The sequence below is a fragment of the Sulfitobacter sp. 15WGC genome, assembly GCF_005068605.1.
GTDB lineage: Bacteria > Pseudomonadota > Alphaproteobacteria > Rhodobacterales > Rhodobacteraceae > Sulfitobacter > Sulfitobacter faviae.
This window is the reverse complement of the sequence record NZ_SZNL01000024.1, coordinates 1-22,661: the sequence shown is the minus strand read 5'-3', so window position 1 is coordinate 22,661 and position 22,661 is coordinate 1. Positions and strand designations below refer to the sequence as shown.

The window sequence follows — 22,661 nt, the reverse complement described above, 5'->3', positions numbered from 1 at the left end:
AACCAACAGGGAGATAAAAATGAAAAGCATCACGAAGATCGCCGCCGGGGCGGCCTTGGGCCTCTGGGGGGGCGTGGCGCAGGCCGCCGACGACCTGACGCTACAGCTCAAATGGGTCACGCAGGCCCAGTTCGCGGGCTACTATGTGGCCAAGGACAAGGGTTTCTACGAAGAAGAGGGGCTCGACGTCACGATCAAGCCCGGCGGGCCGGACATCGCGCCGGTGCAAGTGCTCTTGGGCGGCGGGGCCGACGTGATGGTGGACTGGCTGCCCTCGGCGCTGGCCGCGCGGGAGAAGGGCGCGCCCATCGTCAACATCGCACAGCCCTTCGCGAAATCCGGCCTGATGCTCACCTGCCTTAAGGAACATGGCATCGAAAGCCCCGAGGATTTCCCCGGCCACACGCTGGGCACATGGTTCTTCGGCAACGAGATCCCGCTGATGAGTTGGATGGGCAAGCTGGGCTATCCGACCGATGGCTCCGACGGTGGGGTGACGATCCAGAAGATCAACTTCAACGTCGATCCCCTGCTGCAAAAGCAGGTCGAATGCGCCACCACCATGACCTACAACGAATATTGGCAGGTGATCGACGCAGGGCTGACGCCCGAGGATCTGGTGGTCTTCAAATATGAGGACGAAGGCATCTCCACGCTGGAGGACGGCCTTTATACCACCGAGGAGAACCTCGAAGACCCCGAGATGGTCGACAAGCTGGCGCGGTTCGTCCGGGCCTCCATGAAAGGCTGGAAATACGCCGAGGAGAATGTCGAGGAAGCCGCCGAGATCGTGCTGGAAAATGACCAGACCGGCGCCCAGACCGAAAAGCACCAGACCCGCATGATGGGCGAGATCGCCAAGCTGACCGAGGGCAGCGACGGGCGGCTGGACGAGGCGGCCTTTGATCGCAGTGCGGCGATCACCATGGAAGGTGGCATGATCACCAAGGCGCCTGAGGGTGCTTGGACCCATGAGATTACGGACAAGGCGCTCCAGTAAGCTTTGGCGTCTATGATGAGGGAAGGGGCCGGCGCTGCGCTGGCCCTTTTTCTTGGTGGGAAGGGCCAGCGCCTGCACGCGGGTCGGCGATCCGACGGAGCCTCGTGCCACTTTATGGTTCAGCCGTGATGCGCCTTCGCAATGGCGCACCCGAACTCACTAAATCGCCTACCCGTCCGGGCGGGCAGGCGTTGGCCCGGTGCCTGCGGCTTGATTCCGGGCCGGGTGTTGTCGAAAGGGGCCTTAGAGCACCGTGACCTTCGTCCCAATCGGCACCCGCTGGTAGAGGTCGATCACATGCTCGTTCAGCATCCGGATACAGCCGTTCGACACGGACCGCCCGATGGAGTTCGGCTGCGTTGTGCCGTGGATGCGGAAATAGGTGTCCCGCCCGTTCTGGAACAGGTAGAGCGCCCGCGCGCCCAAGGGGTTGCCGGGGCCGCCGGGCTGGGCGTCGGTGTTGCCGATGAAACGTTTGTAGGCTTGCGGATCGCGTTCGATCATCTCATTGGTTGGCCGCCATGTGGGCCATTCCTTTTTCACGTCGATGGTCGCGGTGCCGGTGAACTCCAGCCCCGCTTTGCCGACGCCCACGCCATAGCGCATCGCTTGGCCCGGCGACGTCACGAAATAGAGGTAATGGCTCCGCGGCAGGATCAGCAATTGCCCGGGCGCATATTGCGCCTTGACCGGGACCATCTGCGGGGCAGGGTCATAGGCGGCGGTGCGGGCCTGCGCCATCAGGGGAAGGGCGGCTGCGGCCACGGTGCTGGTCAAAAAGGTACGGCGGCGCATGGCAGGCTCCATCAAAATAATGCGGTTTCCCCGCATTTTGCCATGAGAGGCTATTTTAGCAAGGCTCGACACAAAAAAAACCGACCTGCCGGTGTCAGCAGGTCGGTTCGAATTCTTGCATCAAGGCCGAAGCCCCCGGGCCTTAGGCCAGCGCGAGGTTGGTCGCGGATTCACGGCCGTCACGGCCAGCTTCGATGTCGAAGGTCACTTTCTGGTTGTCGGCCAGGCCGGTCAGGCCAGCGCGCTCAACAGCGGAAATGTGCACGAAAACGTCTTTGCTGCCGCCGTCGGGTGCGATGAAGCCGAAGCCTTTAGTTGTGTTGAACCATTTTACGGTGCCAGTGGCCATATCCGTAGTCTCCATATTGATGCCATCCGCGTTGGTGCGATGGCCCGGCGTGGTTGGTCTGGATCGATAGACTGAGCGCCGTATGAGGGAGACAGTGGGTCGAAAAAGATAACGTCTGCACCGTCTATATTGCACTCGGGGGGGATTCGTTCAAGGGGCATCGCATTTTGGCGGGTTTGGGCGCGCTTCGCCGCGTGGTTTTCGGCAAATTCCCGCCACGAAGTTTCGTGAACCCCATGTTTTGCGGGAAACACGCCAAATCGCACCGTCCCGAGTTTGCCGCAAACCGGTCTCATTACTGCCCGGCGCAGATGGTTTTTTGCCAGAAAGCCCTAAGTGCGCCTGCCAGCGCCCCCCATGTGGAGTAACGAGACATGATGCGTATCCTTGCCGTAGACGATGACCCGGTCATCCTTGATCTGCTCACAGGTTGCCTGACCGAGAATGACAATTACGAGCTGACTTGCTGCGAAAGCTCGGAAGAAGCGCTGGAGATCATGCAGGAGTCGAACCGGCCCTTCGATTCCTTCCTGCTTGATATCATGATGCCGGGCATCAACGGGATCAGCCTGTGCGAGATGATCCGCGATGTGCCCTTTTACCGCGCCGTGCCGATCATCATGATCACCGCCAGCAAAGAGCCTGCGATGATGCAGCGGGCCTTTGACGCGGGTGCCACGGATTTCCTTTGTAAACCGTTGGATGGTGTCGAACTCAGCGCGCGGATCAATGCCGCCAGCATGCTCAACGCGTCTCTGCTGCGCGAGCGCGAGGCGCAGCATACGCTGGCCGAGTTGACGCAGATGATGCAGATCCGCTTTGACGAGGATTTCGATCTCGATGTCTCGGCCTGTAGCAACGTCTCCGCGCTTGAGAATTACCTGCTGCGCCTGCCAAGCGGCTGTTTCTCGATGAGCCTGTTTTCGATCTCGGTCGAGGGGGCGCGCGGCATCTATCGCGCGGTCAAGGCGCCGGCCTTCCGCCGCCAGATGGAGCAGGTGGCCCGCGCTTCGGTGCATTCGCTGGAGGGCATGCGTTTTCATCTGGCCTATGCGGGCAGCGGGCGTTTCATCGGCGTGGTGATGAGCCGCGCACGGTTGAACACGGCCTCTATGGCCGAACGGATGCGCGAGCATCTGGAGAAGAACTGGGACGGCAAGGGCATGAACGGCGGGCTGGCCCCGTCCTTGCAGGTGCATTCGGTGACCGAACAGCGCCTTTGGTCGGGTCTGTCGGCAAGCAATAAGCTGCGCGAATATCTGCAAAGCTGGGATCCACTGCACGGTCTGGTGCGGCATGATGAGGATAACCTCTTTGCCCAGCTGGAAACGGCGATCGACGACGAACGCTGAGGGCTGGAGCCTTTGAGGGGATAGACCCGTCCGCATTGCGGGCGGGTTTTTGCGTTAAAGGTAAGCGTAAGGGCATCGCCCTCCCTGGGGGGCGATCCGCTACCGCGCTGTTTGGCAGGGCGCTGCAAGATGTGGAGGTCTGGCAAGCTGTTGTAGCGTCGCTAAATCGCCCTCCGGGGGGAGGGAGGGCGATGCCCGGCGTGCCACCGGGCGGGGCTGTTGCGGCGTCGCGCAAAGAAAAAAGGGCGCCGGAAATCCGACGCCCTCCAAATTGCTAAGTCGCAATCCTTACCGCGCGAACTTCTTGTGCTTCAGGCGCTTCGGCTCCAGCGCATCGGCACCCAGACGGCGCTTCTTGTCTTCTTCGTAGTCCTCGAAGTTGCCTTCGAACCATTCCACATGCGCTTCGCCCTCAAACGCCAGAATATGAGTACAAATCCGGTCGAGGAAGAAACGGTCGTGCGAGATGACCACGGCGCAGCCCGCGAAATCCACCAACGCGTCTTCGAGCGCCCGCAGCGTCTCCACGTCCAGGTCGTTGGTCGGTTCGTCCAAGAGCAGCACGTTGCCGCCCTCTTTCAGCAGCCGCGCCATATGCACGCGGTTGCGCTCACCGCCCGACAACAAGCCCACTTTCTTTTGCTGGTCGCCGCCCTTGAAGTTGAAGGACGAGCAATAGGCGCGGGAGTTCACCTCGGCATCGCCGAGCTTGATCAGCTCCGCCCCGCCGGAGATCGCCTGCCAGACAGTGTCTTCGGGGTTCAGGTCGTCCCGGCTCTGGTCGACGTAGGACAACTCAACCGTGTCGCCGTATTCGATGCTGCCCTCGTCGGGTTTCTCGTGCCCGGTCAGCATCTTGAAGAGCGTGGATTTACCCGCGCCGTTGGGGCCGATCACACCAACGATGCCACCCGGCGGCAGCGAGAAGTCGAGCCCGTCGATCAACTGCTTATCGCCCATGTGCTTCTTCAGGCCCTCGACCTCGATCACCTTGTTACCGAGGCGCGGACCGTTAGGGATGACGATCTGGGCGCGGGAAAGCTTTTCGCGCTCGGACTGTTCTGCCATCTCGTTATAGGCCGCGATACGGGCCTTGGATTTCGCCTGACGCGCCTTGGCACCCTGACGCATCCATTCGAGTTCGCGCTCCAGCGTCTTCTGCTTGGACTTGTCTTCGCGGGCTTCCTGGGCCAGCCGCTTGGCCTTCTGCTCCAGCCAGTCGGAGTAGTTGCCCTCGTAAGGAATGCCGCGGCCGCGGTCGAGTTCGAGGATCCAGCCGGTGATGTCGTCGAGGAAGTAGCGGTCGTGGGTCACGCAGAGGATGGTGCCCTTATAGTCGATCAGGTGCTGCTGCAGCCAAGCGATGGTCTCGGCGTCGAGGTGGTTGGTCGGTTCATCGAGCAGCAGCATGTCGGGCGCTTCGAGAAGCAGCTTGCAGAGCGCCACGCGGCGCGCCTCACCGCCCGAGAGGTTTTCCGGCATCGCGTCGTCTGGCGGGCAGCGCAGCGCTTCCATCGAGACGTCGATCTGGCTGTCGAGGTCCCAGAGGTTCTGCGCGTCGATGTCGTCTTGCAGCTTGGCCATCTCCTCGGCGGTCTCATCTGAGTAGTTCATCGCCAATTCGTTGTAACGGTCGAGGATGGCCTTCTTCTCGGCCACGCCCTCCATCACGTTTTCGCGGACGGTTTTTTCGGGGTCGAGCTTCGGCTCCTGCGGGAGGTAGCCGACCTTGGCGCCCTCGGCGGCCCATGCCTCGCCCGAGAAATCCTTGTCGAGCCCGGCCATGATCTTGAGCAGGGTGGATTTACCCGCGCCGTTGACGCCGACGACACCGATCTTCACGCCGGGGAGGAAGTTCAGGTGGATGTTTTCGAATGTCTTCTTGCCCCCGGGATAGGTCTTGGAGACGCCGGACATGTGATAGACGTATTGATAGGCGGCCATTGGAGAATCCTTGCAACGCGTTTTGGGGTTTGCAGTCCAATATCGCCCGGGCGGGGCAATATCAAACACTCTGTACCGCGCAGGCACCTTGCCTGGCGGCGGTTTGCGTGGCGCGCCCGTGGCGCGCGCAGGCGGCATGGCTGGGCAGGCTATTGGATGGTTTTGCAAGGGTTTGGCAGGCGATCCGCGTAGTCGATCGGTGAAATCCGGTCGACTTTTCTGCCGTTTTCGCGCTAGAATTTATTCAATCTGCGGTTGGACGGTAAAAACCGCCTACCGCAGAGTAGGGAGGTTGAAGGCGGTTCTCGCCGTTCGCGGTGCGCCGGTTTCAGCGCAACAACAGGGAAATACTCATGACAAAATCCACCATCGTTGTGGGTCTGGACGGGTCGGAGGCCGGCGCGCGAGCCTTGGCGTTTGCCCAGTCACAGGCCAAACAGATCGGGGATTGTTCGATCACCGTTTGCTTTGTGATCGAATGGTCGCCTTTCACCTTTCAGACCAAGGAAGAGAACGAGCAGCGCCACAAGCGGCGCGAACAGGAGTTGCAGCGCGCCCATGACGTGGTGCTCGACCCTGCCGTGGCCGAGGCAAAGGCCGCCGGTGTCGAGGTCGAGGGACTCGTGCGGCATGGCGACGTGGCCGATATCCTCGAAGCGGTGGCCAAGAAGCGCGGCGCGGTTCAGATCGTCGTCGGGCGGGTTGGTGAGCGGGGCCTCAAGCGGCTCTTTGGTGGAGTGACGGGCCGGTTGGTCGCGGGCTCCAGCGTGCCGGTCACGATCATTCCCTGAAAGGAAACGCCATGTACAAGTTACTGACCTTTGCGATGGCGGCCTTTGCGTCATTGCTGCCGGGCCTTGCCGCCGCGCAAGAGGCTGCGGGCATCGACCAACGTATCAACCAGATCTTTGCCGATTACACCGGCTGGTATGTGTCATTCATCTTTGCCCCGCTGCCGGGGACGAATTTCTCTTGGATCGCGCTGTGGCTCGTCGTAGGGGCCGTGGTCTTCACCGTCTATTTTGGGGCCATCCAGCTCAAAGGGTTCTGGCATTCGATCCAGCTTGTGAAGGGGGATTACTCCGATCCCGACGACGCGGGCGAGGTGAGCCACTTTCAGGCGCTGGCGACGGCGCTGTCGGGCACCGTGGGTCTGGGCAATATCGCGGGCGTCGCGGTGGCGGTCAGCATCGGCGGTCCGGGGGCGACCTTCTGGATGGTGATCGCGGGTCTGTTCGGCATGGCGACCAAGTTCACCGAATGTACGCTTGGTGTGAAGTACCGCAATGAATTCCCCGACGGCCATGTCTCGGGCGGGCCGATGTATTACATCGTCAAAGGCTTCTCCGAGCGGGGCCTGCCGCTGGGGGGCTTCATGGCGGTGCTGTTCTCGATCTTCACCATCCTCGGCGCGCTTGGCGGCGGCAATATGTTCCAAGCCAACCAAGCCCATGCCCAGCTTGCGGGTGTCTTGGGGGACTATCCGGGCTGGATCACCGGGGTGGTCCTTGCGGGCGTGACCTTTGCGGTGATCGCGGGCGGTCTGAAATCCATCGCGCGGGTGACTGAAAAGATCGTGCCTTTCATGGGCATCTTCTATGTGCTGGTCTCGATCCTGATCCTGATTATCAACTGGGATATGATCGGCTGGGCCTTCGGGCAGATCTTCATGGGCGCCTTCACCGGCCTTGGCGTGGTCGGCGGCTTTACCGGCGCGCTGATCCAGGGTTTCCGCCGCGCGGCGTTTTCCAACGAGGCGGGCATCGGTTCGGCGGCCATCGCCCACTCGGCGGTGCGCACCAAGGAGCCGGTGACCGAAGGTTACGTGGCCCTTTTGGAGCCCTTCATCGACACGGTGGTGATCTGCACCATGACCGCACTAGTCATCGTGATCAGCGGCGTGCTCAACCAAGACCCGGAAACCGGTCTCTACATCTGGAACGCCGAGGCGGGCCGGATCGCGACTGAGGGCGACGTGAGTGGCGTGGCACTGACCTCGGCGGCCTATGCGCGGGCCTTCTCGTGGTTCCCGGTGCTCTTGATGGTGGCGGTGGTGCTCTTTGCCTTCTCGACCATGATCAGCTGGTCCTACTACGGGCTCAAGGCATGGACCTATCTCTTTGGCGAGGGGGCGGCGAAGGAGCTGACCTTTAAGGTGATCTTCTGCCTCTTCATCGTGATCGGCGCGGCGGCGAGCCTTGGGCCGGTGATCGACTTCAGCGATGCGATGCTCTTCTCCATGGCGATCGTGAACATCATCGCGCTCTACTTCCTGATGCCGATCGTGAAGCGGGAGCTGAACAGCTATGTCGCGCGGCTGCGCTCGGGCGAGATCGTGAAGCACAAGTAAGGGCTTCGCATTGACAAAGGGCTGCAATGCCCCTCCTTTGGCCCCTGATTTCGGATCGGGGGCCATTTTCTTGCGCAATACCATGCCATTCGCCACCAAAGGGCAGGTCGTCGGCCTGTTGGGCGGGTCCTTTGACCCGGCGCATGAGGGGCATGCGCATATCACCCGCGAGGCCTTGAAACGCTTTGGGCTGGATCGGGTCTGGTGGCTGCTGAGCCCCGGCAACCCGTTGAAAGAGCATGGCCCGGCGCCCATGGCGCAGCGCATGGCGCGGGCGCGGGTGGTGATGGATCACCCCAAGGTCGAGATCACGGATATCGAGGCGCAGCTTGGCACGCGCTACACCGCACAGACGCTGGCGGCGCTGCGGCGGCACTATCCCGGGGTGCGGTTCGTCTGGCTGATGGGGGCCGATAACCTTGCGCAGTTCCACCTCTGGCAAGACTGGCGGCAGATCATGGAGACGGTGCCGGTGGGCGTGCTGGCGCGGCCCGGGCAGCGCATCTCGGCCCGGATGAGCCGGGCGGCGGCGCTTTATGCGCCCTACCGGATTGCAGGACGAAACAGCCAGTTGCTGGGCCGGGCCACGGCGCCGGCTTGGTGTTTCGTGAATGTGCCGATGGTCGATGTCTCTTCCACCGCATTGCGCGCGGCGGGGGGCTGGCGCTCAGCGTAGCCGGGCCGAGGTGATGCCCGCGGTGATGATCACCGCAAGCCCCGCCCAAGTCAGCGCATCGGGCAGGGTGCTGAACAGAAACAACCCCAGCAGCACCGCCGCGATCAGTTGGAAATAGACCAACGGCGCCAGCCGCGTGGCAGGCGCCCGGCGGTAGGCATAGAGCAGCAGCAGATTGCCCAGCATCGAAAACAGCGCGCTCGCGGTGGCCAGCCCCGCGACGGGCAGGGTGGCTTCGGGCAGGTTCATCAACCCCAAAGGCAGCAGCATCACCGCGCTCATCGCCAGTTGGGTGAAAGTCAGCGCAAGGGGCGGGGCGAGGTCAGACAGCCAGCGCGACATGGTGAGAAAGACGCCGTAGAACAGCCCCGCGGCCACGGCAAAAAGGAGCCCCGGCCCGCCCGTGCCACCGCCCAGCCCCGGGCGCACCACCAGCAGCACGCCGCAAAAACCCATGAGGATCAACGCGCTGCGCAGCAGGCTGATGCGCTCGCGCAGAAAGATCGCGGCCAGCAGGTAGCTGATCATCGGCCCGATAAAGAAGGCGGCAAAGACATTGGCAATCGCCTCGGTCCTGAGCGCGGTTTGAATGCAGGTGATCCCCAAGGCCAAGGTGCCGGCCCGCAGCCAGAGCCGCCAATCGCGCATCAGCCCCCATGTGCCACGGGGCAGGAACGGCAGCACCATCAGCGCCCCGATGGCAAAGCGCGACCATGCCACGAAGACCGGCGCAACCCCCATGCCAGAGGTCAGGATTTTACCCGCGCTGTCCCCTGCGGGGATCAGTGACATGGCGATGAACATGATCGGAATAGCGCGTTGCATGACGTTGGGTTAGCAGGTCGGCGGTTTTGTGCAACCGCGAAAGCTCCACCCTTGTCAGACCGGTTGTGGCCGAACGCCGCTTGGGGTTTATATCAAGCCCATGAGCCAGAGTTTTTCACGACGTTTCACACGCCGCATTTTCCTTGGGACGGCTGCCGCTGCACTGGCGGCGGCCTCTGCTTGGGCCGAGCCGCCGACCACTTCGTTGCGCCCCGTGGGGCGCGATGCCGACCTGTATAAACAGGCCATTCCCAATGTGTCCGAGATCATCGCCGACAGCGGGATCACCGGCACGGTGGCCTTTGCCGTGGTCGATGTCGACACCGGCATCTGGCTGGAGGCGTCCAACGCCACCGATGGCATCCCGCCCGCCAGCAGCATCAAGGCGATCACCGCGCTTTATGCGCTGGATCAACTGGGGCCGGATCATGTGTTCGAGACGCGCCTTTTGGCGACCGGCGGTGTCGTCGATGGTGAGGTGCAGGGCGATCTGATCCTCGTCGGTGGGGGGGATCCGACCCTCGACAGCGACAATCTGGGGCAGATGGCCGAAGACCTGAAAGAGGCGGGCATCATCGGCGTGAAGGGCGGTTTCAAGGTCTATGAGGGCGCCCTGCCCGCGACCTTTGCGATTGACCCCGAACAGCCTGACCATGTCGGCTACAACCCCGGCGTCTCAGGCATCGCGCTGAACTACAACCGCGTGCATTTCGAGTGGAAGCGCAGTGGCGACGGCTATGACGTGACGATGGAGGGCCGCGCGGCGCGCTATGCCCCCGCCGTGCGCGTCGCCACGATGGAAGTCGTGGACCGCAGCGGGCCGGTCTATACCTACGAAAACCGGCCTGAGCGCGATGTCTGGACGGTTGCGAAAGGGGCCTTGGGTTCGGGCGGGGCGCGTTGGCTGCCGATCCGGCGGCCCGGTGTCTATGCAGGCGACATATTTGCCACCATCGCCCGCAGCCATGGCATCAAACTGGGCGATGCAGAGCTGATCGAGACGCTGCCAGAGGGCGAGACCCTCGTTACCCACCGCAGCACCAAGCTGCGGCCGATCCTCAAGGACATGCTGAAATACTCCACCAACCTCACCGCCGAGATGGTCGGCATGGCTGCCAGCGCCAAACGGTTGGGTACGGTGCCGAGCCTGCGGGCCTCTGCCGCCGAGATGAACAAATGGGCGATTGAGGAACTGGGCATGGAAAGCCCGGCGATGATTGACCATTCGGGGCTTGGCGACGACAGCAAGATGACCGTGCATGACATGGCCGGGGGGCTGGCGCGCATTCATGGCACCGGGCTGCGGCCGATCTTGAAACCGGTCTATCTGCGCGATGATCGGGGCCGCCCTGAGCGCGACAACCCGATTGAGATCGACGCGAAGACCGGCACGCTGAACTTCGTCTCGGCGCTGGCCGGGTTCCTGACCACGCCCGAGGACCGGGTGCTGGCCTTTGCGATCCTGACCGCGAATATCGAGGAACGGGCCAAGATCAGTCGGGCCGAGCGAGAGCGTCCGCCGGGGGCGCGGGCTTGGAACGCGCGGGCCAAACGTGTGCAACGCGGGCTGCTGGAGCGGTGGGGCCTGTTGTATAACGTCGCCGTGAAGCCCGAGCCGGAGGGCGAAGCCGCGCCCGACACGCCAGCGGCGCCCGACCCTGATGCCGAAGCCGAGGTCGGGGCCGAGCCGGAAGTCGCGCTGGAAGAGTCCTAACCCGCGCTCAGGTCAGGTGCCGCGCCCGCGCGCCGCGTTCGATCGCGGCGGCGTGGAGCCGGTCGATGTTAAGCTCATAGCGGATTTCTTCGAGCAGGCGCAGCTCGGCCTCGTCCAGCGTGCCATCGGCGGCGGCCACGTCGCAGGCCAGCGCATAGGCCGTTTCATGCAAACGCTCCGGCAGGGCCTCGCGGATCAGGCCAAAGAGGGCATCCAATCCGTCCTCCTGTTCGAACAGGTCGAAAACCGTTTTGCCAATCGTCGAGACGCGATCATTGTCATAGCCCGAGAAGACCGGCAGCAGGTTCAGCGCGGATTCGATTTTGACCAGTTCGGCGGTGCGGATGTCCTCATCCGAGGCCGAGACCGCGATCATCAGCGCGACAAGGCTGTCTTGGGCGCTGAGCGAGAGGGAAGATGTGTCGGGCATCGCGGTATCCTTTGCACAGGTATGTTGCGGTGCAGAATATTGACCCTCAGGGAGTGAAGCAATAGGAACGGGCGACCCCGTGCGCATTGGGCGCAGGGACGCCAAAAGATGGATGATCTGACATGTCCGAGACCCGAGACGCGGCACTCAGCAGCAAAGCATGGCCCTTTGAAGAAGCGCGCCGGGTGCTCAAACGCTATGCCAAGAAGCCGCCGGAGAAGGGTTACGTCCTGTTCGAGACGGGCTATGGCCCCTCGGGCTTGCCGCATATCGGCACCTTCGGCGAAGTGCTGCGCACCACGATGATCAAGCGCGCCTTTGAAGAGATCAGCGACATCCCGACCAAGCTGGTGTGTTTCTCGGACGACCTCGACGGTATGCGCAAGGTGCCGGGCAACGTGCCGCAGCAAGAGATGCTGGCCGAGCATATGCACAAGCCGCTGACCTCCGTGCCGGACCCTTTCGGCACGCATGAGAGCTTTGGCCATCACAACAACGCCATGCTGCGCCGCTTCCTCGACACCTTCGGCTTCGAGTACGAGTTCTATTCCGCGCGCGAATTCTACCGCTCGGGCCAGTTCGACGAGGTGCTGCTGCGCGCCTGCGAGAAGTACGACGAGATCATGGCGGTGATGCTGAAGTCCCTGCGCGAAGAGCGCGCGCAGACCTATTCGATCTTCCTGCCGATCCACCCCGAAACGGGGCGCGTGATGTATGTGCCGATGAAGGAGGTCAACGCCAAGGACGGCACGATCACCTTCGACGACGAGGACGGCAACGAGATGACCCTGCCGGTCACCGGTGGCAATGTGAAGTTGCAGTGGAAGCCCGATTTCGGTGCCCGCTGGGCCGCGCTCGACGTGGATTTCGAGATGTATGGCAAGGAACACGCCACCAACACCGCGATCTACGACCGCATCTGCGAGATCCTCGGCGGCAAGAAGCCCGAGCATTTCAGCTATGAGCTGTTCCTCGACGAGAACGGGCAGAAGATCTCCAAGTCTTCCGGCAACGGCATCTCAATCGACCAGTGGCTGACCTATGCCAGCACGGAGAGCCTGTCGTATTTCATGTTCCTCAAGCCCAAGACGGCCAAGCGCATGTATTTCGACGTGATCCCCAAGGCGGTCGACGAATACCACCAGCAGCTGCGCGCCTATGAGACGCAGGACGTGAAGGCGCGGCTGAATAACCCCGTCTGGCACATCCACGGCGGCGATGTGCCGAAGTCGGACATGGTGGTGCCCTTCTCGATGCTCTTGAACCTCGCCTCCGTGTCGAGCGCCGAGGACAAGTCGCAGCTTTGGGGCTTCATCCAGCGCTATGCGCCTGAGGCGACGCCCGAGACCAACCCCGGCATGGATGCGGCGGCGGGCCACGCGGTGCGCTATTTCAACGACTTCGTGAAGCCCACGAAGGTGTTCCGCGCGCCCACCGAGCTGGAGCGCGAGGCGCTGGAAGACCTGCGCGACCGGCTCAAGGTCTGGGACGGCGGGCTGGATGCCGAGGCGCTGCAAAGCATGGTCTTTGCCGTCGGCAAGGAGCGTTTCGACCCGCTGCGAGACTGGTTCAAGGCGCTGTACCAAGTGCTGCTGGGTGCCGATCAGGGGCCGCGGTTTGGCGGCTTCATCGCGCTTTACGGCGTGGAAGAGACCGTCGCGCTGATCGACGATGCGCTGGCGGGCAAGCTGACCGGCGCGTGAAACTTTTGCCTCTGCCCTTGCGTGACTTAGATCATTCAGCAAGGGCAAAGGGGGAAAGGCAATGCGCAAAGGGATGTTCACGTTCTTCGGAGGGCTGGTGCTATCGGCCCTCCTGAGCTTTGGCGCGATGGCGCAGCAGGCCGAGATCGAAGAGACGATCAACCGCCAGTTCGACGCTTTTCGCGCGAATGATTTCGCCGCCGCATTAGAATTCGCCACGCCGAATTTGCAGCGCTATTTCCAGACCCCTGAGAACTTTCGCAGCATGGTGAGCAATGGCTACCCGATGGTGCAGAACCCGGCGGAGGTGCGGTTCCTCGACCGGCGCGCGGATGGGGCACGTTTTTATCAGGTGGTGCAGGTGGTTGATCCTCAGGGGTTCACGCATCTGTTGGGCTATCTGATGGAGCGGACGGAGGCGGGCTGGCGCATCGGCGCGGTGCAAATCCTCGACGCGCCGGGGGCCAATGTTTGACCATTGTTGCGCCGCCCCCGCGCGGCGGGGCAAATGCGGGTTAACACATCGTTGATACTTCCCTGACCTCGCGGTTCGGCCCTCGCCGAGCCTGAGCAGTTGAGCGGCGCGCCCCGGTGGGAGGTGCGGACCGGGGAAAGGAAAAGCGATGAACAAGGCGATTACCGATGGCGTGGTGTTGATGCCCACCCCCTTTGCGGCGGGGCTGGATGTCTGGTCGAGCGGCGATGGCACGCCGGGGTCGGACACCTATGAGAACGCGGCCAATGCCGCCTTTGTCCCCGCGGATCAGGATTTTGGCGGGGCGTTGGAACTGCTGAAGACGCAAGCCACGCAGAAGCTGCGCTACATGGGCCAGACGACGCTGTTGCCGGGCTGCTATCTGCGGGTCACGGCGCGGGTGAAGGCGGTGAGTGGCAACCTGCCGACGGTGCGGATCGCGGGCTATCCGGCGCAGGCGGGCGGGGGCCGGGTGAGCGGCGTGACGGAGGCCGGGCCGTCGGTCACGCTGACGGCCTATGGCGAGGTGGTCGAGGTCAGCGCGATCATCGGCAGCGGCGACCGCGGCGGGGTCGATATGGTCTGGGGCACCGGGGCGGTCTATGGGCATTTCGGGTTGGACCTGACCGGGCCGACGGGCGGTGTGGTGCGCATCGATGATATCGTGATTGAGGATGTCACCTCGGTCTTCCTGCGGGACATGCTGGCGCAGGTCGATGTGCGCGACTTTGGTGCCGTGGGCAACGGGGTGAGCGACGATACCGCGGCCTTCGAGGCGGCAAATGCCGCCGCGGCGGGGCGCACGGTGCTGGTGCCTGCGGGGAACTACCTGCTGAACGGGGATGTGAGCTTTGACACGCCGGTCAAATTCGAGGGCCATGTGACCATGCCCGACAGCGCTGTCCTGCTGCTGCGCCGCAACTTCGATCTGCCCAATTACATCGAGGCCTTCGAAGACGAGCGCAGGGCTTTCCTCAAGGCGTTTCAGGCGCTTCTGAACAACGCCGACCACGATTCGCTCGACATGGGCGGGCGCAAGATCACCGTCACCAGTCCGCTGGACATGCAGGCCGCGGTGCCGGACAAGACCAGCTATGCCACCCGCCGGGTGATCCGCAACGGCCAGCTTGAGGCCGCGTCAAGCAGCGCTTGGGACACGGTGGTGGTGACGTCGCAGGCGCGCTACGCGGCCTCGGACGCGCGCAAGCTGACCAATGTGACCAATATCGCCAATGTGCCGGTGGGCGCGCTGGTCGAAGGGGCCGGGGTGGGGCGCGAGATCTATGTGCGGTCCAAGAATGTTGCCACGCAGGAGATCACGCTCAACGCGCCGCTTTACGACGCGGAGGGGACGCAGAATTTCACCTTCCGCAAGTTCCAATACATGGTGGATTTCAGCGGCTTCGCCTCGCTGTCGAAATTCGTGCTCGATGATATCGAGTTCCAGTGCAACAACCGGTGCAGCGCGATCAACCTCGCGCCCTCGGGGCTGATCTTTCACCTGCGGGACTGTTTTGTCAGCCGCCCGAAAGACCGTGGCGTCACCTCGATCGGCGGGGGCTGTCAGGGCATGTTGATTGACCGCTGTCAGTTCCTGTCGGCAGAGGATGCGCTGACGGTGCCGAACCGGACCTCCATCGCGCTTAACACCAACGCCAACGACGTGAAGCTGCGCGACTGCCGCGCCACCAAATTCCGCCATTTCGCGCTGCTGGCGGGGGGCAACAGCATCGTGACGGGCAATCACTTTTTTCAAGGGGATGCGGTCGACAACGGTGTGCGCTCGGCGGGGCTGATCCTTGCTTCGGCCCATACCAGCGCGGTGGTGACCGGGAATTACGTCGACAATTGCTTTATCGAATGGACGAATGAGCAGGACCCGACCCCGGCCTTCACCACGGGCTATTCGTTCAGCGCGCTCAGCATCAGCGACAATATCTTTCTGTCCGGGGAGGTGGCGCCGTGGTTCAGCTATATCGTGGTGAAACCGCATGGTGCGGGGCATTTCCTGAGTGGGGTGACCATCACCGGCAACCGGTTCCGGAGCCTTAACGGCAGCATCGACCGGGCCGAGCGGGTGGATACGACCTTTGCCGATCTTGACCTGTCGCGGTGCAAGAACGTGGTGATGAAAGGCAATTCCTTCCATGCGGTGACCACGCAGGTTGAGAATATGGCCGAGATCGAGTTCACGCAATCGACCCCGTCAGAGACTTGGGTGATCGATACCGCTGGTCACCTGCCGTTCGAGGGGCAAGCGCTCAACAGCGATGCGGTGGTGGCCCATGGGGCGATCCGCAACGGCAACAACGTGGCGCAGTTCGACATGCCTTATGTGAAACACGCCGAAGGGCCGGACCGGGATCAGTTGCATGTGGTTTGGCCAACGCCGGTGAAGGGCAAGGTCTCTGTCATGGTGCGGATGGACAACCGCTAACCGTGGCGCTGCGCTGAGCTGTGAAGTGGCCCTGCCGGAGATCGGCGGGGCCAATTGCTTTAGAACTCCCGCCAGAGGCTGAGGGTAAGGGCCGAATTCTCAGGCGCGTCGAAGGGGATTTCGCTGCCCAATTGCAGGCGGTATTTGGTGAAGCTGGGCGACAGGACGATGGAGGGGGCGAATTTGGCATAGGTCTCCCCCCCGGTGTAGGTGAGAAAGACCTGCGCCATTCCGGTGGTCACGGGGGTGAAGTCGAGCCCGGCGGTGCTGTCGATCTTAATGACCTCTTGGGAAAAGCCGAACTCCCATCTTGCGGAGGTATCGACGGTCATCCAGCCGTTCCGTTCGCCCAAGGTGAAGCCGCGGCCCCAAGACAGCCCGGCCCTGAGGTGGGGGGATATGAAGTCCCCCGACCAGCTTGCCCCGGCGCCGATGTCGTAAGCCCAGCGGCCCGTCTCGCTCGGCTCTCCCAAGGGGAAGCGCAGGAAGACGGTGGCATGGCCGCTTTGCAAGCCAAAACGGCTTTGCGCGGTGTTGAGGTCGAAGCCGAGGGTGAGCCGCTCGCGCAGCCCGTATTCGATATAGGTGCTTTGGGAGAGGTCGTAGAAGTAAGTCGCCGAGAAGGAGCTTGAGATGAAGGTCGTGCCTTCCTCGCGCAGCCACGGCCCGGCGTGGGCGGTGGTGGGGCTGAACTGGCAGGCCAGCAGGGTAAGGCAAAGGGCAGATCGCATGGCAGGCTCCTGCTGCGATCTTGGTTAATAGCGGTTAACAAATCGTTGCTTGCCGGGAGGAACGTGAAAACCCGGCGCCGAGGGCACCGGGTTTCGCAGTTGCAATGTCAGGGTCGCCCGACGTGGGCTTAGACGTGGGCCTTGTTGCCGCGGGGGCCTGCAATGAGCCAGACGATGAAGCCCAGCACCGGCAGGATGATGATGCCTAAGACCCATGCGATCTTGGCCGCGCCCGAGGCGCTGGAGGTAACGACCTGATAGATGGCGTAGATGTCGGCGATGAGGATGATGAGCCCTAAAAGTCCATATTCCATTGTTTGATCCCTCTCGAATGCGTGCGTTTCTATTGAGTGATCAACCCAAGGGCGCGCCCAATTGTTCCCGGACCGCGCCGCGCGGGCGCTGAGCCGATCCCCGCCAGTCTGCCCGTATTGCGGGAACCGGCGCCGCCTGCCTTGGGTTTTGTTGGTACAGAAATCATGAGAGGAACAAGCCATGACTGACACGACAGCACCCGCATCGCTGGTTTCTTCGGACAACGTGAACGGCACCGCCGTTTTCGGCGCGGATGGGACCGAAATCGGCCATATCGACCACCTGATGATCGACAAGAAATCCGGCAAGGTCGCCTATGCCGTGATGGGCTTCGGCGGCTTTCTGGGGCTCGGGGAAGAGCATTATCCGGTGCCGTGGAACGCGTTGAACTACGACCCGTCCCGCGATGGTTTCATGACCAACATCGACGAGGCAACGGTCAAAGGCGCGCCGGAACGGACCGAGCAGTGGCACAGCGACCGCGCGTGGCAAGAGCGGACGTTCGATCACTACGGCGTGCCTTATTACTGGATTTGATAGGCGCTCCAAATGGTTAAGGGAGGCGATGACGCCTCCCTTTCGCTGCGGCGATAGTCTGCGCAGCCCATTGTTTTTGCGCAGCGGATCGGGTCTGATGAAAGTGCGGCTGGTTTGGCCGTGATTGGAAAGGAATCCCCGATGCGCCGAATGATCGCTCTCGGCCTGCTGCTGACCCTTGGGGCATGCGGCGTGCCATTTGTACCCTTCATTTGATTTAGGAGAACCCTTCGATGGAAGCCTTTCTTGATACGCTTGGCGCGGTGGCGCTGATCGCGCTCGTGGTGGTCGGGCTTGCCGCCGGGGCCATTGCCGGGGCCGTGGCGGGGCGGAACCGTATTCTTTACCTTGTTCTAGGGGTCGTCGGCGCCGTGGCGCTGCCCTTCATCCTTGCCGCGCTGGGCGTGACGGTGGTGGCCGCGGGAGGCTTGCTGTTGCTGCTGGTCATCGCTGCGATCGGTGCTGCGCTGGTGTTGGCCTTGGTGGCGGCACTGCGACGGTAGCTGCGGCGTTTTGGTGCAGGATTGTGTAAGGGCCGCCCCGAGTAGGGCGGCCCTTTTTCTTTAGCGTTTCCGGCGTTTTACATTGCCGCCGCGCATTCCGCCGCGGCCTGAGGTGCTGCGGCCCGAGGCTTGCTGCGCGGCATCGACGGCGCGGTCGACTGCCTGCTGGCGCGCCATCGGGTCGTCAGCGACGGCAAGGTCCACGGCCTCCAACCGCTTGACCTCGTCACGCAGGCGCGCGGCCTCTTCGAACTCGAGGTTTTCGGCGGCCTTGCGCATATCGGCGCGCAGCCCGTCGAGCACGGCTTGCAGGTTGCCGCCCGCCATCGGCTTGTCGACCTTGGCGGTGACGCGGTTCATGTCTACGTCGCCCTTGTAGAGTCCGGCGAGGATGTCTTCGACGTTCTTTTTCACCGTGGCGGGGGTGATGCCGTGTTCCTCGTTATAGGCGATCTGCTTGGCGCGGCGGCGCTCGGTCTCGCCCATGGCGCGCTCCATCGAGCCGGTGATGCGGTCGGCGTACATGATGACGCGGCCTTCGGCGTTCCGCGCGGCACGGCCGATGGTCTGGATCAGCGAGGTTTCCGAACGCAGGAAACCCTCCTTGTCGGCGTCGAGGATGGCGACCAACCCACATTCGGGAATGTCGAGCCCCTCACGCAGCAGGTTGATCCCGATCAGCACGTCGAAGGCGCCGAGGCGCAGGTCGCGCAGGATCTCGATCCGCTCGATCGTGTCGATGTCCGAGTGCATGTAGCGCACGCGGATGCCCTGTTCGTGCATGTATTCGGTAAGGTCCTCGGCCATGCGCTTGGTCAGCACGGTGCAGAGTGTGCGGTAACCGTCGGCGGCCACTTTGCGCACCTCATCAAGCAGGTCGTCGACCTGCATCTCCACGGGACGGATCTCGACCTTGGGGTCCAAAAGGCCGGTGGGGCGGATGACCTGTTCGGTGAAGACGCCGCCCGATTGCTCGATTTCCCATGCCGCCGGGGTGGCGGAGACGAAGACCGACTGCGGGCGCATGGCGTCCCACTCCTCGAACTTGAGGGGTCGGTTGTCCATGCAGGACGGCAGGCGGAAGCCGTGTTCGGCCAGCGTGAACTTGCGGCGGTAGTCGCCCTTGTACATGCCGCCGATCTGCGGCACCGAGACGTGGCTTTCGTCGGCGAAGACGATGGCGTTGTCGGGGATGAACTCGAAGAGGGTGGGGGGCGGCTCGCCCGGGGCGCGCCCCGTCAGATAGCGCGAGTAGTTCTCGATCCCGTTGCAGACGCCGGTGGCCTCCAGCATCTCGATATCGAAATTGGTGCGCTGCTCCAGCCGCTGCGCCTCCAGCAGCTTGCCGTCGGCGACGAGCTGGTCAAGCCGGGTGCGCAGCTCTTTCTTGATGCCCTGAATGGCCTGCTGCATCGTCGGTTTCGGGGTCACGTAGTGGCTGTTGGCGTAGACGCGGATTTGCTCGAAGGTGTCGGTCTTCTCACCTGTGAGCGGGTCGAACTCGGTGATGCTTTCCAACTCCTCGCCGAAGAAGGACAGCCGCCATGCGCGGTCGTCGAGGTGGGCGGGGAAGATTTCCAGACTGTCGCCGCGCACCCGGAAAGAGCCGCGCTGGAAAGCCGCGTCGTTGCGCTTGTACTGCTGGGCGACCAGATCGGCGATGACCTTGCGCTGGTCGTACATGCTGCCCGCTTTCAGGTCTTGGGTCATCGCGCCATAGGTCTCGACGCTGCCGATGCCGTAGATGCAGGAGACCGAGGCCACGATGATCACGTCGTCACGCTCCAAAAGCGCGCGGGTGGCGGAGTGGCGCATCCGGTCGATCTGCTCGTTGATCTGGCTTTCCTTCTCGATGAAGGTGTCGGAGCGCGCGACATAGGCCTCGGGCTGGTAATAGTCGTAGTAGGAGACGAAATATTCCACCGCGTTGTCGGGGAAGAAGCCCTTGAACTCGCCGTAAAGCTGCGCCGCCAGCGTCTTGTTGGGGGCGAGGATGATGGCGGGGCGCTGCGTCTCTTCGATGACCTTGGCCATGGTGAAGGTCTTGCCTGTCCCGGTGGCGCCCAGAAGCACCTGATCGCGTTCGCCCGAGTTCACCCCTTCGGTCAGTTCCTTGATCGCCGTGGGCTGGTCGCCCGCCGGGTCGAATTCGGTGACCAGTTTGAACTTATGGCCGCCCTCCAGCTTGGGGCGGTTGCGCACGTCTGGGGCGGGGTTTGCCAGCATCGGCATCCCCTCGGTCTTGTCGGAATGGGCATAGGGCATCGCGGGTATCCTTCGTCAAGCTTCCCATAGGTGCCCTCTTTCACGCGGGGTTCAAGGGGCAGGGGGCCGCGAAGGGCGCTTTTGCCGCTACTTCATTAACCGTTTGCGATTCTGTCGCACCTTGCGGGCCAGAGGGGCGAGCGAGGCGTCGATAATCTGATCGGGGCGTTTGCCCAGCATCATGGCCTGCGTCCCGGCGGTGAAGACTTTGACCATGGCCGGGCCTTTCTCGGCCACCATGCGGTTGTTCTCACCGGGGCGGGCGGGCAGCGCGCCTGCCATGCCCAAGAGGCGCAGCGACATCACGATCTGGGTTTCCACCGCAAGGGCGGCGATCTGGCTTTGTAGGGCGAAGAGGGCGAAGGGGGTCATATGGAACACTCCAATGGGGTGATCTTGATGTAGTCTCTGCAGCGCAGCATGGTAGGGTTTATTTGCGCGGGCCTGCATTCCCTTGCCCCTTGGCACGGAATATTAGATAAAGCCCGAGGTTATTGAAGCGAGAGTCCCGAAATGCGCGCACGTATCTACCAACCCGCCCGTACAGCGATGTCCTCCGGCACGGCCAAGACCCGTGTCTGGCTGCTTGAGTTTTCGCCCGCGGAAGCGCGCAGGGTCGATCCGCTGATGGGTTGGACGTCGTCAGATGATACGCAAAGCCAAGTGCGCTTGCAGTTCGACACCCGCGAAGCCGCCGAAGAATACGCCCGCGATCATGGCATCGACGCGCAGGTGCAACTGCCCAACAAGCGCAAGCCCAACGTCCGCCCCGGCGGCTATGGCGAGAATTTCGCGACCGGTCGCCGTGGGGCGTGGACGCACTGAGGGTGTGAAGACATACCTAAGATTTTCCCATGGGAGGCTAAGTTTTTCCCGTGCTCCACATATGGTATGGCGGCGTCTGGCGGCGTCGATATCTAGCGGGTCGCATTCTGCGATTGGTCAGGTTCTTAGGCGCTAAAATTCAGTGATGACCTATGCCAAGCCATTGGCCGACTGGTGTAGGGGCGAAAACAGATGTCATATAAGCGCTAAGATTTTTTAAGTCTCGTTTTGCCAACTTGTTCCCAATATGCTGTTTGGGGCTAAAGAATCTGCCTAGGTTTTGGGAGTCGCATCGCCGACGCGAACGGCCCGAAGCCGACCTTCAGACAAGGTCTGGGTGCTGCAACGCGGCCAGCCAAAGCGGTCATTCAAAGCCTGCCACCTTTCCGTAAGCCATGCCCATGTCTTGCGGTTGGCCGTGGGCTGAAGGAATGTGCCGAGTAGAACACCCGGGGGAGTTTTCTTATGCCTTCCGCAACTATGCTTCTGGGCGCAGCCGGTGAGCACTACGTCATGTGTCAGTTTCTGCGGCGCGGCTTGATTGCCGCACTGGCTCCAGTCGGGGTCCCAAACGCGGACCTCATTGTCACCGATGACATTGGAGAGAAGCTATGTGCAATTCAGGTCAAGACGCGCGTTGACAAAGGCAGCGATGGCGGCTGGCACATGGGCAAGAAGCATGAAGACATTGTGTCTGAAAACCTGCTTTATGCCTTCCTCGACTTCGGGAGCTCGCTGGTCGACCCACCAAATTGTTTCATCGTGCCGAGTGCGGAGGTCGCCGCCGCCGTGAAGGAGTCTCACGCTCTTTGGCTCGCGACACCTGGAAAGCGCGGGCAACAGCGCAACGATAGCAATATGAGACGCTTTTTGCCTGACTACAGCAAGATGGGACTAGAGATTGGCCGCCCCCTTGGTTGGCTCAATCCTTATCGAGAGGCATGGCATCTGGCGGAGGCGCATAGCTAGCGACATGCCAACCGCCCGAAGCCAATTTCGCAACTGGGGGTGCGATCGCCTAGGCCGGCCCATTCCTGCCGTTCGTCGTGTCATCCACCTACAACGCTGCTTCACTGAACCGGACATTGATACTGGCGCAGCGCATCGAAACTCTGAATCGCCTTCAAACGGACCGCTCTGTCCCGAGCTAATAGGTCAGCACCTTTCTCTGTCTGACGTCAGCACCTTTGGGACAGATTTGAGGATCTGAACAACGGAGGGTTTCTGGTTCATCGTAGCCTTTAAGGAGCGAAGATGAACAAGAAGCCCGGAACATCGAAAGACGCAGCTGACAAGCTGGTCAAAAACATCCGCCGCAAGACCCGCCAGACCTACTCGGCGGAGGAGAAGATCCGCATTGTTTTGGCCGGATTGCGCGGGGAGGAAAGCATCTCGGCGTTATGTCGCCGCGAGGGTATCTCTGACAGCCTGTATT

The 22,661-nt window shown here is 62.3% G+C and carries 23 protein-coding genes; 14 read left to right on the top strand and 9 right to left on the bottom strand.

The window, feature by feature from the left end; genetic code table 11:
- The first annotated feature begins 19 nt into the window (after window positions 1–19).
- Window positions 20–1,000: an ABC transporter substrate-binding protein gene (locus FCK22_RS16045; RefSeq protein ID WP_067265228.1), complete on the top strand. Its 981-nt coding sequence runs from the start codon at window positions 20–22 to the stop codon at window positions 998–1,000.
- A 243-nt stretch (window positions 1,001–1,243) separates the two neighbouring features.
- Here the strand turns inward: FCK22_RS16045 and FCK22_RS16040 are convergent, their stop codons facing one another.
- Window positions 1,244–1,795, bottom strand: coding sequence for a L,D-transpeptidase (locus FCK22_RS16040; protein ID WP_067265327.1), 552 nt, complete (start codon window positions 1,793–1,795; stop codon window positions 1,244–1,246).
- Window positions 1,796–1,937: 142 nt separating this feature from the next.
- Window positions 1,938–2,144 (bottom strand): cold-shock protein, encoded by a 207-nt coding sequence (locus tag FCK22_RS16035; protein ID WP_067265226.1) that lies wholly within the window; start codon window positions 2,142–2,144, stop codon window positions 1,938–1,940.
- Window positions 2,145–2,518: 374 nt separating this feature from the next.
- Here FCK22_RS16035 and FCK22_RS16030 point away from each other — a divergent pair, with 374 nt between their 5' ends.
- On the top strand, window positions 2,519–3,496 hold the full coding sequence (locus FCK22_RS16030) for a response regulator (RefSeq protein ID WP_231886370.1): 978 nt from the start codon (window positions 2,519–2,521) through the stop codon (window positions 3,494–3,496).
- A gap of 288 nt (window positions 3,497–3,784) precedes the next feature.
- Here the strand turns inward: FCK22_RS16030 and ettA are convergent, their stop codons facing one another.
- Window positions 3,785–5,440, bottom strand: coding sequence for an energy-dependent translational throttle protein EttA (gene ettA, locus FCK22_RS16025; protein ID WP_067265222.1), 1,656 nt, complete (start codon window positions 5,438–5,440; stop codon window positions 3,785–3,787).
- A gap of 353 nt (window positions 5,441–5,793) precedes the next feature.
- On the opposite strand from ettA, the gene FCK22_RS16020 reads away from it, so the two are divergent.
- The 3 genes from FCK22_RS16020 to FCK22_RS16010 all read left to right on the top strand — a co-directional run bounded on the left by FCK22_RS16020 (window position 5,794) and on the right by FCK22_RS16010 (window position 8,466).
- Complete coding sequence (locus tag FCK22_RS16020) at window positions 5,794–6,231, top strand: universal stress protein (RefSeq protein WP_067265219.1); 438 nt, start codon at window positions 5,794–5,796, stop codon at window positions 6,229–6,231.
- An 11-nt stretch (window positions 6,232–6,242) separates the two neighbouring features.
- On the top strand, window positions 6,243–7,790 hold the full coding sequence (locus FCK22_RS16015; protein WP_067268132.1) for an alanine/glycine:cation symporter family protein: 1,548 nt from the start codon (window positions 6,243–6,245) through the stop codon (window positions 7,788–7,790).
- 82 nt (window positions 7,791–7,872) lie between these two features.
- The gene (locus FCK22_RS16010) at window positions 7,873–8,466 is read left to right on the top strand and encodes a nicotinate-nucleotide adenylyltransferase (RefSeq protein ID WP_082852167.1); all 594 of its coding nucleotides are present in this window, start codon (window positions 7,873–7,875) and stop codon (window positions 8,464–8,466) included.
- Here the strand turns inward: FCK22_RS16010 and FCK22_RS16005 are convergent.
- A complete protein-coding gene (locus FCK22_RS16005; RefSeq protein WP_067268130.1) occupies window positions 8,458–9,291 on the bottom strand; it encodes a DMT family transporter in 834 nt (277 codons plus the stop codon). The genes FCK22_RS16010 and FCK22_RS16005 overlap by 9 nt on opposite strands.
- 100 nt (window positions 9,292–9,391) lie before the next feature.
- Between FCK22_RS16005 and dacB the strand changes: the two genes are divergently transcribed.
- A complete protein-coding gene (gene dacB / locus FCK22_RS16000; RefSeq protein WP_231886448.1) occupies window positions 9,392–11,005 on the top strand; it encodes a D-alanyl-D-alanine carboxypeptidase/D-alanyl-D-alanine-endopeptidase in 1,614 nt (537 codons plus the stop codon).
- Window positions 11,006–11,012: 7 nt separating this feature from the next.
- Here the strand turns inward: dacB and FCK22_RS15995 are convergent, their stop codons facing one another.
- A complete protein-coding gene (locus FCK22_RS15995; RefSeq protein WP_067268129.1) occupies window positions 11,013–11,435 on the bottom strand; it encodes a tellurite resistance TerB family protein in 423 nt (140 codons plus the stop codon).
- A 122-nt stretch (window positions 11,436–11,557) separates the two neighbouring features.
- On the opposite strand from FCK22_RS15995, the gene FCK22_RS15990 reads away from it, so the two are divergent.
- From FCK22_RS15990 to FCK22_RS15980, 3 genes are all read left to right on the top strand, one after another.
- Window positions 11,558–13,138, top strand: coding sequence for a lysine--tRNA ligase (locus tag FCK22_RS15990; RefSeq protein WP_067268127.1), 1,581 nt, complete (start codon window positions 11,558–11,560; stop codon window positions 13,136–13,138).
- 73 nt (window positions 13,139–13,211) lie between these two features.
- A complete protein-coding gene (locus tag FCK22_RS15985; RefSeq protein WP_067268134.1) occupies window positions 13,212–13,613 on the top strand; it encodes a DUF4864 domain-containing protein in 402 nt (133 codons plus the stop codon).
- A 148-nt stretch (window positions 13,614–13,761) separates the two neighbouring features.
- Entirely contained in the window at window positions 13,762–16,050 is a 2,289-nt protein-coding gene (locus FCK22_RS15980) for a glycosyl hydrolase family 28-related protein (protein WP_067268125.1), read from the top strand.
- A gap of 59 nt (window positions 16,051–16,109) precedes the next feature.
- On the opposite strand, the gene FCK22_RS15975 is transcribed toward FCK22_RS15980, so the two are convergent.
- Together FCK22_RS15975 and FCK22_RS15970 are read right to left on the bottom strand one after the other, a co-directional pair.
- On the bottom strand, window positions 16,110–16,781 hold the full coding sequence (locus FCK22_RS15975; protein ID WP_136720588.1) for a hypothetical protein: 672 nt from the start codon (window positions 16,779–16,781) through the stop codon (window positions 16,110–16,112).
- A 128-nt stretch (window positions 16,782–16,909) separates the two neighbouring features.
- Complete coding sequence (locus FCK22_RS15970) at window positions 16,910–17,095, bottom strand: PLDc N-terminal domain-containing protein (RefSeq protein ID WP_067268122.1); 186 nt, start codon at window positions 17,093–17,095, stop codon at window positions 16,910–16,912.
- 181 nt (window positions 17,096–17,276) lie between these two features.
- On the opposite strand from FCK22_RS15970, the gene FCK22_RS15965 reads away from it, so the two are divergent.
- Entirely contained in the window at window positions 17,277–17,633 is a 357-nt protein-coding gene (locus tag FCK22_RS15965) for a PRC-barrel domain-containing protein (protein WP_067268120.1), read from the top strand.
- 233 nt (window positions 17,634–17,866) lie between these two features.
- Window positions 17,867–18,136 (top strand): hypothetical protein, encoded by a 270-nt coding sequence (locus FCK22_RS15960; protein WP_067268119.1) that lies wholly within the window; start codon window positions 17,867–17,869, stop codon window positions 18,134–18,136.
- Window positions 18,137–18,196: 60 nt separating this feature from the next.
- On the opposite strand, the gene uvrB is transcribed toward FCK22_RS15960, so the two are convergent.
- Window positions 18,197–20,401: an excinuclease ABC subunit UvrB gene (gene uvrB, locus FCK22_RS15955; protein WP_067268117.1), complete on the bottom strand. Its 2,205-nt coding sequence runs from the start codon at window positions 20,399–20,401 to the stop codon at window positions 18,197–18,199.
- 87 nt (window positions 20,402–20,488) lie between these two features.
- Window positions 20,489–20,773 (bottom strand): antifreeze protein, encoded by a 285-nt coding sequence (locus FCK22_RS15950; protein ID WP_136720587.1) that lies wholly within the window; start codon window positions 20,771–20,773, stop codon window positions 20,489–20,491.
- Window positions 20,774–20,914: 141 nt separating this feature from the next.
- Here FCK22_RS15950 and FCK22_RS15945 point away from each other — a divergent pair, with 141 nt between their 5' ends.
- The 3 genes from FCK22_RS15945 to FCK22_RS15935 form a co-directional block, all read left to right on the top strand.
- Window positions 20,915–21,226, top strand: a complete 312-nt coding sequence (locus tag FCK22_RS15945) for an ETC complex I subunit (protein WP_067268114.1) — start codon at window positions 20,915–20,917, stop codon at window positions 21,224–21,226.
- A gap of 465 nt (window positions 21,227–21,691) precedes the next feature.
- Window positions 21,692–22,195, top strand: a complete 504-nt coding sequence (locus FCK22_RS15940; protein WP_067268112.1) for a hypothetical protein — start codon at window positions 21,692–21,694, stop codon at window positions 22,193–22,195.
- A gap of 285 nt (window positions 22,196–22,480) precedes the next feature.
- Window positions 22,481–22,661, top strand: a 181-nt coding sequence (locus FCK22_RS15935) for a transposase (protein WP_169306102.1), incomplete at its 3' end; no start/stop codon positions are given.